Source organism: Yersinia sp. 2541 StPb PI (assembly GCF_052217145.1).
Classification (GTDB): domain Bacteria; phylum Pseudomonadota; class Gammaproteobacteria; order Enterobacterales; family Enterobacteriaceae; genus Yersinia; species Yersinia enterocolitica_E.
This window is the reverse complement of the sequence record NZ_JAZGQB010000001.1, coordinates 3,544,710-3,560,995: the sequence shown is the minus strand read 5'-3', so window position 1 is coordinate 3,560,995 and position 16,286 is coordinate 3,544,710. Positions and strand designations below refer to the sequence as shown.

Here is a 16,286-nt window from a genome sequence, read left to right as displayed (position 1 = left end):
AGGCCGGGAACCGGCCTTAATCATATATCGGTAAACACTCCTGGAATTGTATTATGGCATGTGGCGAATTTGACCTCATTGCCCGCTACTTTGACCGGTTTAGAAGTAATCGCCGGGATGTAGAGCTGGGTATTGGAGACGACTGCGCACTTCTCACAGTGGCAGAAAAACAGCTGTTGGCCATCAGTACGGATACACTGGTGTCGGGCGTTCATTTCCTACCGGATATCGATCCGGCCGATCTTGGTTACAAATCTTTAGCGGTAAACCTTAGCGATTTAGCTGCAATGGGTGCCGATCCTGCCTGGTTATCTCTTGCTCTAACCCTACCCAATGTAAATGAAGACTGGTTGCAGGCATTCAGTGATAGCTTATTTGATCAGCTTAACTATTACGGTATGCAACTGATTGGTGGTGATACTACTCGTGGGCCATTGAGTCTAACGCTGACCATTCAAGGGTTGGTACCGGAAGGGCGGGCATTGACCCGAGCTGGTGCGCGAATTGGTGACTGGATTTATGTTACCGGTACGTTGGGTGACAGTGCCGCAGGACTGGCGATTTTGCAAAATGCGTTGCGAGTTGATAACGAAGCCGATAGGTCTGCATTAATTCATCGTCATTTGCGGCCACAGCCACGCGTGCTGCAAGGGCAGGCATTGCGCGACCTTGCCAGCTCTGCCATTGATATCTCTGATGGGCTGATTTCTGATCTGCAACATATCCTGAAAGCGAGCAATTGTGGGGCGCGTATTGAGTTGGATGCATTGCCTTACTCTGATGCGCTAACACGTCAGGTTGACGCTGAACAGGCTCTACGCTGGGCGTTGAGTGGTGGTGAAGATTATGAGTTGTGCTTTACCATACCTGAGATAAACCGTGGTGCACTGGATGTCGCGCTCAGTAATACCGGCGCAGGCTATACTTGTATTGGGCAGGTAGGCCCGCAATCGGAAGGTGTTAAATTCTTCCGTGAAGGTAAGGCAGTACAACTGGATTTTCGTGGTTTTGATCACTTCTCAACAGGTAAATCCCATGGATGAAGCCAAACGCCGTTTGCGGTTAACCAATCCTTGGCATTTGCTGGCCACCGGCTTTGGTAGTGGTTTATCACCATGGGCACCCGGTACCATGGGGTCAATTGCGGCAATCCCATTCTGGCTGCTATTGATCCAGCTCCCATGGCAGCTTTATTCTTTGGCTGTGATGTTCAGCATCTGCATTGGTGTCTACATTTGTCATCGTACCGCCAAAGATATGCAGGTTCATGACCATGGCAGTATCGTTTGGGATGAATTTGTCGGCATGTGGATAACCCTGATGGCATTGCCCGTCAATCATTGGCAATGGGTCGCTGCGGGTTTTGTCGCGTTCCGAGTTTTTGATATCTGGAAGCCTTGGCCGATTCGCTGGTTTGATCGCAATGTCCATGGTGGCATGGGGATCATGATCGATGACATTATTGCCGGGGTGATTGCGGCTGCTATTATTTTTGTCGTGGGGCATTACTGGCCAGCAGATCTGTTCTACTGATACCCGTCATCTTTCAAGTTGCAGGTGTGTTGGCTGCATTCGCTTACCCGAATCACTGACTCATGTCAGCTCATCGGGATGCACTTACTTGCCGCCTTCCTGCACCTTGAAATCTATAGGGTATATGTGTGGTCATCTTTCAAGTTGCAGGTGAAATTCGAACCAAGGGAAACACTCCGTTCGGGTCGTAGTGGCGCGAGCCACCGGAGCGGCTGTAGGAGTGGTCGGCCTTGGCTCAATCTGCGTAAATTAAGTTGTTATCACGCCAGCCACGTTTCAATCTGGCGTTGTATACCCGCAGCATCTAACCCAAACTCAGCGCGCATTTCCTCTTGTTCACCTTGTGGCACAAAGCTGTCCGATAAACCGAGATTCAGTACCGACACTAATTGCCGTTTCGCCATCAGCAATTCATTCACACCACTACCCGCACCACCCATGATGGCGTTCTCTTCCACGGTGACTAATACCTCATGGCTGGCAGCCATTTCCAGTACCAACGCCTCATCCAATGGCTTTACAAAACGCATATCCACCAAGGTGGCATTGAGGTTATCGGCCACGAGCTGTGTCTGAGCCAGTAAAGTACCAAAGCACAATATGGCAATCTTTTCACCTTCACGACGCACAATACCTTTACCTATCGGCATGATCTCTAACGGTTTCAGGTCGGTACCGGTGCCGTTGCCGCGTGGGTAACGTACCGCCGCAGGGCCGTTGTGGTGATAACCGGTGTGAAGCATCTGACGGCACTCGTTTTCATCGCTTGGGGTCATGATGATCATATTTGGAATGCAGCGCATGAATGAGAGGTCAAACGCACCCTGATGGGTTTGGCCATCCGCGCCCACCAGGCCACCACGGTCAATAGCAAATAGAACGGGCAGGTTTTGGATGGCAACATCGTGAATCAGTTGGTCATATGCTCGTTGCAGGAAGGTGGAGTAGATAGCCACAATCGGTTTGTAGCCCCCAATGGCTAACCCTGCGGCAAAGGTCACTGCATGTTGCTCAGCGATAGCCACATCGAAATATTGCTGGGGGTATTCACGAGAGAAACGCACCATCCCAGAGCCTTCGCGCATAGCAGGGGTGACGGCCATTAACTGGCTGTCTTTGGCGGCGGTTTCACATAACCACTCACCAAAAATCTTGGAGTAAGTCGGCAGGCTACCCTGGCTTTTCGGCAAAGTACCGGAGGCGGGATCAAACTTCGGCACAGCATGCCAGCCAATCGGATCTTTCTCAGCCGGTGCGTAGCCTTTGCCCTTTTTAGTCATGATGTGCAGCAGCTGCGGGCCTTTCAGGTCACGCATGTTTTTCAACGTTTGTGCCAATGCTTGTACATCGTGCCCATCAACCGGGCCAATATAATTAAAGCCTAACTCTTCGAATAAGGTACTTGGCACCACCATCCCTTTTAGGTGCTCTTCAGTCCGTTTCAACAGGTCTTTAATCGGTGGTAAGCCAGAAAATGCCTTTTTGCCACCTTCACGCAGGCTGGCATAGAGCTTACCCGATAATAACTGAGCCAGATGATTGTTCAAACCACCGACATTTTCTGAGATAGACATTTCGTTATCGTTGAGGATAACCAGCATGTCTGAGTGAATATCACCGGCATGATTCATTGCTTCGAAAGCCATACCCGCCGTAATAGCACCGTCACCGATAACACAAACAGTCCGCCGCCCTTTACCTTCCCGTTCAGCTGCGACAGCCATCCCCAGGCCTGCACTGATTGAGGTTGAGGAATGGCCAACCGAGAGCACATCATATTCACTTTCACCACGCCAAGGGAAAGGATGTAAACCATCTTTCTGGCGAATAGTACCGATCTGTTCGCGACGACCGGTTAATATTTTGTGAGGATAAGCTTGATGGCCTACGTCCCACACCAGATGGTCGAAAGGTGTGTTGTAGACGTAATGCAACGCGACAGTTAGCTCGACTACGCCCAGCCCGGAAGCAAAGTGCCCACTGGAGCGACTGACGGACGCGAGCAAATACTGGCGTAGTTCATCACATAACTTCGGCAGGCTTTCTTTGGGCAACATGCGCAGTTCTTCAGGATTTTCTGCAAGTGCCAATGTCGGGTATTTGGCTATATCAAGGCTCATTCGATGCTCATATCAAAAGTGGGTGCATACCCTTAGAATCTGTTGCAGCAGGAGGGTTCGCTTTACCTGACTGCAACGCTAAGTTCTTGGGGTATAACAGCGTTTATTAACGGTCAGTATATTTCTAATTATCACGCTCAATAATAAAACAGGCTAACGCCTGCAACGGCGCTATGTTATAGGATTGTTCTGACAAGGTATTCAGGGCGCTGAGCGCTTCCTGATACAGATCCATCGCTTTAGCTTTAGCGCAATCTAACCCCAGCAGTGCTGGATAAGTGCTTTTGCCGAGTTGTTGATCTGAACCCTGACGTTTACCAATTGTAGCTGTATCGCCAATAACGTCTAAGATATCGTCCTGAACCTGGAAGGCCAGACCAATGGCCTCACTGTACCTGTCAAGTAACGGTAACGCTTCGCGCCCTGGTGTGCCCGCAGCCAATGCACCGAGGCGAACCGCGGCACGGATCAATGCGCCGGTTTTGTGGCGGTGGATGCGTTCAAGCTCTTCCAGTGAAATCTGGCGCGCTTCGGCTTCCAGATCCAATGCCTGACCCCCACACATCCCCGCGACACCGCTGGCCTTAGCTAATTCGGCAATCATCGATAAGCGATCTTTATCTGCCACATCGGGCATCTGCGCTTCAGCCAGAATAGAGAACGCGAGCGTTTGCAGTGCGTCCCCCGCCAGAATGGCATTGGCCTCACCAAATTTCACATGGCAAGTCGGCTGCCCACGACGTAAATCATCGTCATCCATCGCCGGTAAATCATCATGAATCAATGAATAGGCATGGATACATTCAATTGCCGCCGCAGGAGCATCTAAATTAGTCAGCGACAGACCAAACATTTGGCCGGTGGCGTAAACCAGATAAGGGCGCAGCCGCTTACCGCCGAGCACGGCACCATAACGCATAGCGGCGACTAAGTCGCTGTCGCCAAAGGGTAGCGGAGCAATAAAATCAAGCAGCGCCTGATTGACCCGTTGCTGATGAGCTGCAAGTTGATGATGAAAATCAGCAGATGAGTGGGCGATAGACATAAGGCTATTCAGTATCCGGGGTGAAAGGTGCCAAGGGTGCATCTACATCATCACTGAGAAGAACTTGCACTCGCTGTTCCGCTTGTAACAAGGTTTGCTGCCCCTGGCGGGCCAGTTGCACACCCCGTTCGAATTCGTTTAACGCTTCTTCCAGCGCTAATTCACCGGACTCCAGGCGGGTCACAATCTGTTCCAGTTCACTGAGAGATGTCTCAAAACTGGTCACTTTGGTTTCTGGTGTTGCGGGTTTTTTCGCCATAGCTCTATTCGACTCGATATTTTTATGAAACGTAACATTAATGGTGCGTAACGCATTCCTGCTAATGAGGTTTTTTCTGAGAGTAACTCACCATACCAATTACATTCGGGCCAAAAAATTATTACCGGCTATTCTAGCGGATAATGAAGGGGAAATCGTGACGTTTAAGTCGGGTTTTTAGTACGCAGTGGCACGTCTAATAGTGATATACTCCTCGGCTTGCATGTTTTCGCTAAAGCCTTTGACTGTTGCTATCAATAGCAGCGCCATCACTCCATAACCAGACAACTAAAGACTGCCATGAAGTTTATCATTAAATTGTTCCCAGAAATCACCATCAAGAGTCAATCTGTGCGATTGCGCTTCATTAAGATCCTCACTACGAATATCCGCAATGTACTGAAAAACCTTGAGGACGATACCCTCGCGGTAGTCCGTCATTGGGATCATATTGAAATTCGTACCAAAGATGACAATCTTGGCCCGGTTATCTGTGATGCGTTGACCCGCGTGCCGGGGATTCACCATATTCTCGAAGTAGAAGATCGCAGCTACACCGATATGCACAATATTTTTGAGCAGACGCTGGAAGCCTATCGCGAGACACTGATCGGGAAAACTTTCTGTGTGCGGGTGAAGCGCCGCGGTAAGCATGAATTTTCGTCAGGTGATGTTGAACGCTATGTTGGCGGCGGTCTGAATCAGCATATTGAAAGTGCAAAAGTTAAACTGACCCATCCTCAGGTTACGGTTCATTTAGAAATTGATCAGGACAAACTGACACTGATCAAGGCGCGTCATGAAGGGTTGAGTGGCTTCCCGATCGGCACACAAGAAGATGTGTTATCGCTGATTTCAGGCGGTTTTGACTCGGGTGTGTCCAGCTATATGCTGATGCGTCGTGGTTGCCGCGTGCATTATTGCTTCTTCAATCTCGGCGGCTCGGCCCATGAAATTGGTGTCAAGCAAGTAGCTCATTATCTGTGGAACCGTTTTGGCAGCTCCCATCGGGTGCGTTTTGTTGCCATTGATTTTGAACCGGTTGTCGGCGAAATCCTCGAAAAAGTCGAAGATGGTCAGATGGGCGTGGTACTCAAGCGCATGATGGTGCGTGCGGCATCGCAGGTTGCAGAACGTTATGGTGTGCAGGCACTGGTTACCGGTGAAGCTCTGGGGCAAGTTTCCAGCCAAACATTAACCAATCTGCGGTTAATTGATAATGCTTCAGACACCCTGATTTTGCGCCCACTGATTTCCCATGATAAAGAGCACATCATTAATCTGGCGCGGCAAATAGGCACTGAAGATTTCGCAAAAACCATGCCGGAATATTGCGGCGTGATTTCGAAAAGCCCGACGGTGAAAGCGGTTAAAGCCAAGATTGAAGAAGAGGAGTCCCACTTTGATTTCTCTATTCTGGACCGGGTCGTCAGCGAAGCCAAAAACGTTGATATTCGTGAAATTGCCGAGCAAAGCCGTGAGCAGGTTGTTGAGGTTGAAACTGTTGCTGAACTGGCCGATACCGATGTGTTGCTGGATATTCGCGCACCGGATGAGCAGGACGAAAAGCCGCTTAACGTGGGCAGTGTAGAAGTTCACGCATTACCGTTCTATAAACTGAGTTCGCAATTCGCCAGTCTGGATCAGAGCAAGACTTATCTGCTGTATTGCGATCGCGGGGTGATGAGTCGTTTGCAGGCGCTTTACTTGCGTGAGCAGGGGTATACAAACGTAAAAGTGTACCGCCCTTAAATTATTATATTTAACGGCTACTGCGCTTTGCCATTCTGGACTTGCGCAGTGCTCGCCACCGTCACGTACTACGTGTACGCTCCGTTGGCTGTGCGCTGGGCGCATCCAGACTGACTTTGCTCGCTACGCCTCGTTGGGGATAGTTAACGGCTACTGCGCTTTGCCATTCTGGGCTTGCGCAGTGCTCGCCGCCGTCACGTACTACGTGTACGCTCCGTTGGCTGTGCGCTGGGCGCACCCAGACTGACTTTGCTCGCTACGCCTCGTTGGGGATAGTTAACGGCTACTGCGTGTGTGGATTTTGAGCTTGCGCAGTGGTTGCTATGTTCATATTCACTATATACCCAAAGTAATTGGAGTTGCAGGTAGGCAGCCAGCAAACTCATCCCGATGAGCGCACGACGGTAAGTGATTCTGAGTAGTGCGCGTAGCTAACAACCCTGCGGCTTCAAGTCCGAAGGGTATAGTTATAAATACCTGGCGGTAGTACCAACTGCCAGGCGATTTCTTCGGCCTTTTCCCTGCCGAGCAGCAAAAATACGATCTTCAGTGCGAAATCGAGGGAAGTACCCGGCCCTTGGCTGGTGACCAAATTCACCCGCCGATCATAAACTACCCGCTGATCCATCCATTTAGTGGCATCGATTTTATCTTTCAGTGCTGGGAAGCCGGTCATATTGCCAACAGGGAACAAATTGTGATGCTCAAGTACCAAGGCGGGAGCAGCGCAAATGGCGGCCACCAGTCGTCCTTCATTATGGGTTTGACGCACAGTAGCAACCAGCAGTGGGCTATCGCGAAAACATTCCGCACCTTTTATGCCACCAGGCAGGACCACCACATCAAATTTCTGATCCGCCACATCCACTAAACGGGTATCTGCCAGCAAGCGGACACCGCGTGAACAGACAATTTCCAATGCTCCATCACTGGCGACACTGGCGGTTGTTACCTCGATACCGGCGCGCACCAGAACATCAATAGTGGTGACCGCCTCGGTCTCTTCGCTACCAGGAGCCAGGCAAACCAGCGCCGATACGCTCATACTCATTTTCCTTACGTTTTATTAAATCATATAAGTGGGCATTTTCCGGCAACGTCATACCGTGGTTGCGCGCACGCCGCAGTAAATAACCAGTAATGTAATCTATCTCGGTATGCCGCTGGCAGCGTAAATCCTGCAATAACGACGAGGTATTATCTGCGGTACTCTGGATAACATCGTTAACATAACTTAACAGGCTGCTGGTTGAGGTGTGGTAGCCCTCCATCTCCATCACACTGGCTACCTCGGCACATAAACTGCTAATCAGCTCCGGGTAGCGCTGCAAGTCACCATTGCGGCAGTTATACAGCCCTGTGAGCGGGTTAATTACACAGTTTACCGCCAGTTTTTGCCAACAAGCTGCTGATATATCGTTATGCCAAGCGACATCCGGCAGTGCCTGATGTAGTACATCGGCCAGATGGCTGATATCTATTGCCGTTGGCGAGGTTGGGCCAATATGTGTAATCCCACTGGCAACATGGACTATCGTGTTGCCGTCATGCCGGGCTGCATGAGTGGTTACACCATGCAGGAAGGTATACTCATGGCGCGGCAGTTCGTCCTCTGTGCCCATACCATTATGCAGCAGTAAAATTTTACACTCAGGGTTAAGCTTGGGTAATAGGGCGATGACAGCGCTGGATACTTGCCACGCCTTTAAGCACACCAGTAATAATTCACTTTTCGACAAGTGCTCTGGATCATTAGTCGGCAGGTTCTGGTTGAACGCCTCATTGCTTAACGTAATAACATTGACTGAACAAAAGGGCTGTGGCACACGGAGCCAGCCTTGTACATCATGGCCTTGCTGATACAGCGCTGATAGCCATAACTGCCCGAGAGCTCCGCAACCAAGCACAGTAATTTTCATTGAAACCCCCTTGGTGTAAGCGGAAAGCACACTGCATCGTTCTAAATGTTATGCTTTGATTATACCCTAAATAATTCGAGTTGCAGGAAGGCGGTAAGCGAGTGAACCCCCAAGAGCTTACATAAGTAAGTGACTGCGGTGATTGAGCGCGGCCAACGTACATGCAGCTTGAAGTATGACGGGGATATAGACTTTTTAGTCATTAAACGCAGGGCTAGCAACAAATCGGGTCCGCTAATAATGGCGGCTTCGTTGAGTAATTGTCTGCGGCATGGCTTTGTCTGCGTAGATAAAGCGGTTATTATGCTTGCCAGTCATCTTATCAGGAGGAGGGAATATGCCATCTTTCGACATCGTATCTGAAATTGATATGCAGGAAGTGCGTAACGCAGTTGAAAACGCCACCCGTGATCTGGCGAACCGTTGGGATTTTCGTAATGTTCCGGCGAGTTTTGAGCTAAATGAAAAGAACGAAAGTATCAAAGTCGTCAGTGAATCTGATTTTCAGGTTGAGCAGTTGTTGGATATCTTACGTGCTCAATTGAGCAAGCGTGGTATTGAAGGTGCTGTATTAGAAATCCCGGAAGAGATGGAGCGCAGTGGGAAAACCTACAGTGTGGACGCCAAGCTGAAACAAGGGATCGAAAGTGTCCAGGCTAAGAAGCTGGTTAAGCTGATTAAAGACAGCAAGCTGAAAGTTCAGGCACAAATTCAGGGCGAACAAGTCCGGGTAACAGGTAAGGCACGTGATGATTTACAGAGTGTCATGGCCTTGATTCGTGGTGCTGATCTGGGGCAGCCGTTCCAGTTCAATAACTTCCGCGACTGATATTGAGTTAACGAGCCAGGTACAAAGGTGTTGATAGCCTTTGTACCTTAGCGCTCTCTTATACCGCGTTAACTAACTGCTCTAACTGGTTGCGATTAGTCTGTTTGGTATCAACTTTGATATATGCACTGCGTTCGGCCATCACTACAACCGCTTCTGTCACCCCTGGTTGAGCCTTGAGCCGCTGTTCCAATGCTGAGTCTTTCACCGCCAATTCAGATAAGGTAATGCGCAGGCTACTGACATAGGGGGGTTCTTGCATAGTTGCACTGACTGCAAACCACACTAGCGCAATCACCGCACCGCCAGCAAACACCATACTTGCCCCTTCCATGCCAAATAGCCATCCCCCCAAGCTGCCGCCAATAGCCACGCCAATAAATTGACTGGTGGAATAGATCCCCATTGCCGTGCCTTTATACCCGGCTGGTGACTCTTTACTGATCAACGAGGGTAAAATAGCCTCCATCACATTGAACGCAATGAAGAATAATTGCACTCCAGCAATAATCACCCAGAGGTTGTGACCGGCAGACCACAGCACTACTTCGGCGGCAAACAGCACCGCAACGCAGCCCATAAAGACCTGTTTCATGCGGCGTTTGACTTCAGCATAAATAATGAACGGCACCACCGCTGCGAATGAAATCAGCATTGTCACCAGATACACTTTCCAGTGTTGAGCCGGGACTAAACCTGCGCTGGCCATAATCTGCGGTAATGCAACAAAGCTCGACATCAGCAAAATATGCAGGCACATAATGCCAAAATTGAGCTTAAGCAACCGGCTGTTACTTAACACCTTACTGACGCTACCTTTAACAATACTGGACTCGCGGTTAAGTACATGGTTATCAGCATCCGGCACCACAGCTAATGTAATGACAATACCTAATAGCGCCAGTATGGCGATAGCCCAGAACAGGGCATGCAGGCCAAAGGCATGGGTGACGATAGGCCCGAGCACCATGGCAATCGCAAAGGTAATACCAAAACTGACACCGATAAATGCCATGGCTTTGGTACGATTTTGTTCACGGGTCAAATCAGATAGCAGCGCCATGACGGCAGCGGCAATGGCACCGGAGCCTTGTAGCGCGCGGCCCAGAATAATGCCCCAAATAGAGTCACTCATGGCAGCAATCACACTACCAAGGGCAAAAATTAACAGGCCGCCCACGATCAGCGGTTTGCGGCCAATACGATCGGAAACTAATCCAAAGGGGATCTGAAAAATAGCTTGAGCCAGTCCGTAGATGCCAATGGCTATGCCGATTAGCGCTTCGCTGGCGCCAGACAGTGCCATACCATAGGTGGTGAGAACCGGCAAAACCATAAACATGCCCAGCATGCGCAGTGAGAAAACGCTGCCCAGCCCCCAGGTTGCCCGAAGCTCAAGCGGAGTCATTTTATTGTCGTTCATTACACCTCAAAAAACATTCTGCACGATATCGTCATCTTTCAAGGTGCCGGTGTGTTGGCCGCACTTTGAAATCTATAGGGTGTATTGTAATGATGTTAATAGGGGCCGGTAAATCTATTGATGTTTAGAATGTATTACAGGCGAGATTTTAGGTGAAAGCAGGGTAGGGCAGAAAGAGAAAGTGGCTGGCAGGAACAGGCCCATCAGCCACTCTATTTGTGTCTATCAATGTGGTAGGTGTTACCCGACGTAAGTCAGTAATCCAACCGAGGAAGGGACATTGAAATCGACTGACATCATGACGCTCAATGACGTAATAGCAATGATTGAGAAGACAAAAAGTTTTCTCGCCCATACGCTGTCATTGGTCGCTTTGTAGCCACGTAATGCCATACCCAGCCACCAGACACTGACCGCCGCTGCGACAACCAGATACTTATAACCGGCATAACCACTTAATGTCAGCATCAGGGTCGCAACCATAAACGCCAGAATATACAGGGTAATATGGTTTTTGGTGACCGATATGCCTTTTATTACCGGCAGAACCGGAATGTTGGCAGCCTGATAATCCTTAAAGCGGAAAATTGCTATGGCATAGGAGTGCGGCATCTGCCACAGACTGAAAATCAGCAGCAAAATCAATGCACCCATATCGAACTGGCCGGTGACCGCACAGTAACCAATTACTGGTGGTGCGGCTCCTGACAAGCTGCCGATCAATGTCCCGTAGACTGACTTGCGTTTCATGTAGAGGCTATAAACCCCGACATAGATAACGAAACCGATAATCGCCAGCATCATTGCTAATAGATTGGCGGCCACGTAGAGCAACAGCATGCCAACAATACCCAGTACGGACGCATAAATCAGGCTCACTTTCGGATCGATAAGCCCTTTGACCAGGACACGATTCTTCGTTCTCTCCATGATGCTATCGATATCACGGTCGATATAGTTGTTAAATACGCACCCGGAGGCAACAACTAACGAGACACCGATCAGGGTGGCGAGAAAAAGGGGGTAATCAATCACGCCTTTGGAAGCGAGGAGAAATCCCCCAACGACAGAAATTAAATTGCCGAAAATAATTCCTGGTTTAGTTACTTGCAGGTATTGCTTAATCATCACATGCAGCTCTTCAGTCAACCATCATATTGATGTTGAGGTTGTACATAATCCAGAGTGAGCCCACTACAACGATTGCGATAATCATAGCGGTGAACAGGAACGCCACCAGATTCCAACGTTCTTCAGACGATCCATTCATATGCAGGAAGTACACCAGATGCACAATAATCTGCACCACAGCTAAACCGACCACTGTGGCCAGAATAGTTGTATGAGCGGCGGTACCGCTCATCACCATAGCGAATGGAATAACTGTCAGAATCACCGATAGAATGAAGCCAATAAGATATGACTTCAAGCTACCGTGGCTGGCTCCACCGTGAGTCGTTGTTGGGTGACTAGATGTTGGATGACTCATTACATGACTCCTAACAGATAGACAACGGTGAATACGCAGATCCACACCACATCCAGGAAGTGCCAGAACAAGCTCAGACACATCAGACGGGTGCGGTTGGTTTCATTCAATCCGCGTTTTGCTACTTGAATCATCATAATGATGATCCAGACCAGACCTGCGGTAACGTGAATACCGTGGGTGGCAACCAGTGCGAAGAAGCTAGACAGGAACGCACTGCGATCCGGGCCATAGCCTTCAGCAATCAGGTGATGGAATTCATAGATTTCCATTGCCACAAAGCCCAGACCGAACAAGAAGGTCAGACCCAACCAGGTGTTGACCTGGTTTTTATGGCCTTTGTTCATGCCCAGCATCGCAATGCCGTAAGTAATACTACTGAACAACAACAGGAAGGTTTCGACCAGAACAAAGTTCAAATCGAAGATATCCCGCCCTGAAGGACCGCCAGCGGTCCCGTTTACCAGCACTGCATAGGTTGCGAACAATGTCGCAAACAAAATACAGTCGCTCATCAGGTAGATCCAGAAGCCGAAGACTTTCGTCGCTCCCGCATCGTGATGCCCATGCTCTGCATGGGCGACGTTGTGGTTAGTCAGAGTTTCAGTTGACATGATTCACGCCTGCTTTGCTGATTTGTTCATGATGAAGATCCTCAATGCGCTCAACTTCTGCAACTGGCACATAGTAATCAACATCCTCGTCGAAGCTCTTCACAATCCAGGTAACAATCATGCCGACGAAGCCAATAATGGCCAGCCACCAGATGTACCAGATCATGGCAAAGCCGAAGATCAAGCTGAAGCCAGCAATAATCACACCTGCACCGGTATTCTTCGGCATGTGGATTTCTTCGTATTTCGCCGGACGTTTGTACGCTTCGCCTTTCTCTTTCATATCCCAGAACTCGTCACGGTCGACGACGTTAGGCACTACGGCGAAGTTATAGAACGGCGGTGGGGAAGAGGTAGACCACTCCAGCGTACGGCCACCCCATGGGTCACCAGTCAAGTCACGATTTTGTTCGCGGTCACGGATACTGACGAAGACCTGAATAACCTGACACAAAATACCGCAGGCAATCAGTACTGCACCACCAGCAGCCACCATCAACATCGCGTGGAATTCTGGATTGATATCTTGGCTCAGACGACGGGTCATACCCATAAAGCCCAGAACATACAGCGGCATAAAGGCTACGAAGAAACCGATTATCCAGAACCAGAAGGCACGGATACCCCATTTCTCATTAAGCGTAAAGCCAAAGGACTTAGGCCACCAGTAAGTCAGGCCAGCAAAGCAACCGAACACCACACCACCGATAATTACGTTATGGAAGTGGGCAATCAGGAACAGGCTGTTGTGCAGTACGAAGTTCGCACCTGGAACCGCCAGCAGAACCCCGGTCATCCCACCGATAGAGAAGGTGATGATGAAGCCAATGGTCCACAGCATTGCAGAGTGAAACTGAATACGGCCCTGATACATGGTGAACAACCAGTTGAAGATTTTCACCCCGGTTGGGATGGAAATGATCATCGTAGCTATACCGAAGAAGGCGTTAACGTTGGCACCGGATCCCATAGTAAAGAAGTGGTGTAGCCAAACGATAAATGACAATACGGTGATAGCGATGGTTGCCCAAACTAAAGAGGTGTAACCAAACAGACGTTTTTTAGAGAAGGTCGCAGTAACCTCGGAGAACACCCCGAACACCGGCAGGACCAAAATGTACACTTCTGGATGGCCCCAGGCCCAAATCAAGTTGATGTACATCATCATGTTGCCACCCATATCATTGGTAAAGAAATGGGTGCCAAGGTAACGGTCCAGAGTCAGTAACGCGACAGTTACGGTCAGGATCGGGAAGGAAACGATAATCAAAATGTTGGTGCAAAGTGCCGCCCATGTGAAGACAGGCATCTTCATCATCGACATGCCAGGTGCACGCATTTTCAAAATAGTGGCGAAGAAGTTAACACCGGTCAACAAAGTCCCCAGACCGGAGATTTGTAGACTCCATATCCAGTAATCTACCCCGACACCTGGGTTGTACTCTTTACCTGATAGTGGCGGATAGGCCAACCAACCGGTTCCCGCGAATTCACCGACCCCCAGAGAGATGTTAATTAACACCACCCCGACCACAAAGAACCAGAAGCTCAATGAGTTCAGGAACGGGAAGGCAACGTCACGAGCACCGATTTGTAGCGGTACGACCACGTTCATCAGACCCACAACAAAAGGCATCGCCATGAAGAAAATCATGATAACGCCGTGAGCGGTGAAGATCTGATCATAGTGATGGGGTGGCAGGAAGCCGGCCTCACCAGCGGAAGCAAGTGCTTGCTGGCTACGCATCATGATAGCGTCGGCAAAACCACGCAACAGCATGACCATGGCGACCAGGATATACATGATACCGATTTTTTTATGGTCAACCGAAGTCAGCCATTCGCTCCATAACCATTTCCATTTGCCGAAATAGGTCAGAGCAGCAACAAGAGCCAGCCCACCTAGGACAATTGCAGCAACGGTAACCATAATGATTGGTTCGTGTAGCGGAACCGCATCAAGTGTTAATTTTCCCAACATCGTTTTATTCCTCGGCTCCGGCGTGAGCGGCGTGTTCGCCCATATCCATGCCCTGGCTCATATCCATACCTGAATGGGTATCATCGCCTTTCTGGTGCATGTTCATATCGCCCATAAACTTGCCAATAATTCCTTTAAACAGCTCCGGTTTAACACTGGAGAAATACTCAACCGGGTTATTTTCGCTCGGTTCAGCCAGTTTATTGAAATCGTCAGTGGTATTCAGGGTGTTCGGCGATTTTTTCACCTGTGCGACCCACTGGTTGAACTCTTCCTGCGTCGGTGTTGCGATTGCAGTGAATTTCATACCAGAGAAGCCTTTGCCACTGAAGCTACTGGAAATACCATTATATTTACCAGGTTCGTTAGCAATCAGATGCAGTTTGGTTTGCATCCCGGCCATCGCATAAATCTGCCCGCCTAACTGAGGGATAAAGAACGAGTTCATTACTGAGTTAGAAGTGATTTTGAAATTCACCGGAACGTCAGTAGGGAAGGCCAGTTCATTAACTGTAGCAATACCTTGTTCTGGATAGATAAACAGCCATTTCCAGTCAAGGGAAACCACTTCAATAGTGATCGGTTCTTTACCAGCCACTACGATAGGTTTGAACGGGTCAAGTTCGTGGGAGGTTTTCCAGGTTATCGTCGCCAAAATAGCGATGATAATGATTGGAACAGCCCAGACAACAAGCTCAATTTTGTTGGAATGGGACCAGTTTGGGGTGTAGGTCGCACTTTTGTTGGACGCGCGGAACTTCCATGCAAAAGCAAACGCCATAAAAATAACCGGAACCACGACGATCAACATTAAACCGATAGCAGTAAGTATCAGTGTTTTTTGTTCGACTCCGATTGCGCCTTTGGGGTTCATCAATGCCATATCGCAACCACTGAGCATTACAGTGGCTGCAAATAAAGACAACATACCCATATTTTTAATGTATTTCTTAAGTCTCATCTAACGACCTCAATTACAAAAGGGCTCTATTGTCGTTTCATGTGTGCGGGCATTTTACGGGAAGGTTGCAAGACTGTAAACATGCTTAAGATTGTGTCAGCGGCTTGTTGACACTTTATGTTAAGGGGGTCACAGATGTTGCCTTGCGCGGTAATTTACTAATAGCAACAATATGTTGGCGGTAGGACATAGCTGCCAGACTGCGGATGTTAAGGAAAAACAACAGTAATTAGCCTTTTACTCATGGGAAATACTGATTTTAAATTCGTAGATAGACTTATTTTATGTAAATAATATGTGGTGTAAAAGTAAATTAAAATATATTCCGAGGTGATCTAAATAGCCACCTCGGAATCATTTA

Annotated in this window: 15 protein-coding genes; 4 read left to right on the top strand and 11 right to left on the bottom strand. The window is 49.0% G+C overall.

What is annotated here, in order from left to right:
* Nucleotides 1-53 precede the first annotated feature (53 nt).
* Together thiL and pgpA are read left to right on the top strand one after the other, a co-directional pair.
* A complete protein-coding gene (gene thiL / locus V1953_RS16085; protein WP_442851119.1) occupies nucleotides 54-1,043 on the top strand; it encodes a thiamine-phosphate kinase in 990 nt (329 codons plus the stop codon).
* Nucleotides 1,036-1,533 carry a phosphatidylglycerophosphatase A gene (gene pgpA / locus V1953_RS16080; protein WP_032905591.1) on the top strand — a complete coding sequence of 166 codons (498 nt, stop codon included), beginning with the start codon at nucleotides 1,036-1,038 and terminating at the stop codon, nucleotides 1,531-1,533. Before thiL ends, pgpA begins: the two co-directional genes overlap by 8 nt.
* Nucleotides 1,534-1,793: 260 nt before the next feature.
* Here the strand turns inward: pgpA and dxs are convergent, their stop codons facing one another.
* The 3 genes from dxs to xseB all read right to left on the bottom strand — a co-directional run bounded on the left by dxs (nucleotide 1,794) and on the right by xseB (nucleotide 4,957).
* Entirely contained in the window at nucleotides 1,794-3,653 is a 1,860-nt protein-coding gene (dxs, locus tag V1953_RS16075; protein WP_083160055.1) for a 1-deoxy-D-xylulose-5-phosphate synthase, read from the bottom strand.
* 124 nt (nucleotides 3,654-3,777) lie between these two features.
* Nucleotides 3,778-4,698 (bottom strand): (2E,6E)-farnesyl diphosphate synthase, encoded by a 921-nt coding sequence (gene ispA / locus V1953_RS16070; RefSeq protein WP_083160053.1) that lies wholly within the window; start codon nucleotides 4,696-4,698, stop codon nucleotides 3,778-3,780.
* A 4-nt stretch (nucleotides 4,699-4,702) separates the two neighbouring features.
* Nucleotides 4,703-4,957, bottom strand: coding sequence for an exodeoxyribonuclease VII small subunit (gene xseB, locus V1953_RS16065; RefSeq protein WP_083160051.1), 255 nt, complete (start codon nucleotides 4,955-4,957; stop codon nucleotides 4,703-4,705).
* Nucleotides 4,958-5,257: 300 nt separating this feature from the next.
* Between xseB and thiI the strand changes: the two genes are divergently transcribed.
* Entirely contained in the window at nucleotides 5,258-6,709 is a 1,452-nt protein-coding gene (gene thiI, locus V1953_RS16060; protein WP_083160049.1) for a tRNA uracil 4-sulfurtransferase ThiI, read from the top strand.
* Between the two features lie 448 nt (nucleotides 6,710-7,157).
* Here the strand turns inward: thiI and yajL are convergent, their stop codons facing one another.
* Together yajL and panE are read right to left on the bottom strand one after the other, a co-directional pair.
* The gene (gene yajL, locus V1953_RS16055) at nucleotides 7,158-7,754 is read right to left on the bottom strand and encodes a protein deglycase YajL (protein WP_083160047.1); all 597 of its coding nucleotides are present in this window, start codon (nucleotides 7,752-7,754) and stop codon (nucleotides 7,158-7,160) included.
* Nucleotides 7,717-8,628, bottom strand: coding sequence for a 2-dehydropantoate 2-reductase (panE, locus tag V1953_RS16050; protein ID WP_083160045.1), 912 nt, complete (start codon nucleotides 8,626-8,628; stop codon nucleotides 7,717-7,719). The genes yajL and panE overlap by 38 nt, the downstream gene beginning before the upstream one ends.
* A gap of 337 nt (nucleotides 8,629-8,965) precedes the next feature.
* On the opposite strand from panE, the gene V1953_RS16045 reads away from it, so the two are divergent.
* Nucleotides 8,966-9,457, top strand: a complete 492-nt coding sequence (locus tag V1953_RS16045) for a YajQ family cyclic di-GMP-binding protein (protein ID WP_442851118.1) — start codon at nucleotides 8,966-8,968, stop codon at nucleotides 9,455-9,457.
* A gap of 58 nt (nucleotides 9,458-9,515) precedes the next feature.
* Here V1953_RS16045 and V1953_RS16040 read toward each other — a convergent pair whose 3' ends face one another.
* From V1953_RS16040 to cyoA, 6 genes are all read right to left on the bottom strand, one after another.
* Nucleotides 9,516-10,880, bottom strand: a complete 1,365-nt coding sequence (locus V1953_RS16040) for an MFS transporter (RefSeq protein WP_102970458.1) — start codon at nucleotides 10,878-10,880, stop codon at nucleotides 9,516-9,518.
* Nucleotides 10,881-11,120: 240 nt separating this feature from the next.
* Nucleotides 11,121-12,008 (bottom strand): heme o synthase, encoded by an 888-nt coding sequence (gene cyoE, locus V1953_RS16035; protein ID WP_083160039.1) that lies wholly within the window; start codon nucleotides 12,006-12,008, stop codon nucleotides 11,121-11,123.
* A 13-nt stretch (nucleotides 12,009-12,021) separates the two neighbouring features.
* Nucleotides 12,022-12,369 (bottom strand): cytochrome o ubiquinol oxidase subunit IV, encoded by a 348-nt coding sequence (locus V1953_RS16030; RefSeq protein WP_442848078.1) that lies wholly within the window; start codon nucleotides 12,367-12,369, stop codon nucleotides 12,022-12,024.
* Nucleotides 12,369-12,983 (bottom strand): cytochrome o ubiquinol oxidase subunit III, encoded by a 615-nt coding sequence (locus tag V1953_RS16025; RefSeq protein ID WP_083160037.1) that lies wholly within the window; start codon nucleotides 12,981-12,983, stop codon nucleotides 12,369-12,371. Before V1953_RS16025 ends, V1953_RS16030 begins: the two co-directional genes overlap by 1 nt.
* On the bottom strand, nucleotides 12,973-14,964 hold the full coding sequence (gene cyoB, locus V1953_RS16020) for a cytochrome o ubiquinol oxidase subunit I (protein WP_083160035.1): 1,992 nt from the start codon (nucleotides 14,962-14,964) through the stop codon (nucleotides 12,973-12,975). The genes V1953_RS16025 and cyoB overlap by 11 nt, the downstream gene beginning before the upstream one ends.
* Nucleotides 14,965-14,968: 4 nt before the next feature.
* Complete coding sequence (gene cyoA / locus V1953_RS16015) at nucleotides 14,969-15,925, bottom strand: cytochrome o ubiquinol oxidase subunit II (protein WP_083160033.1); 957 nt, start codon at nucleotides 15,923-15,925, stop codon at nucleotides 14,969-14,971.
* Nucleotides 15,926-16,286: the final 361 nt, after the last annotated feature.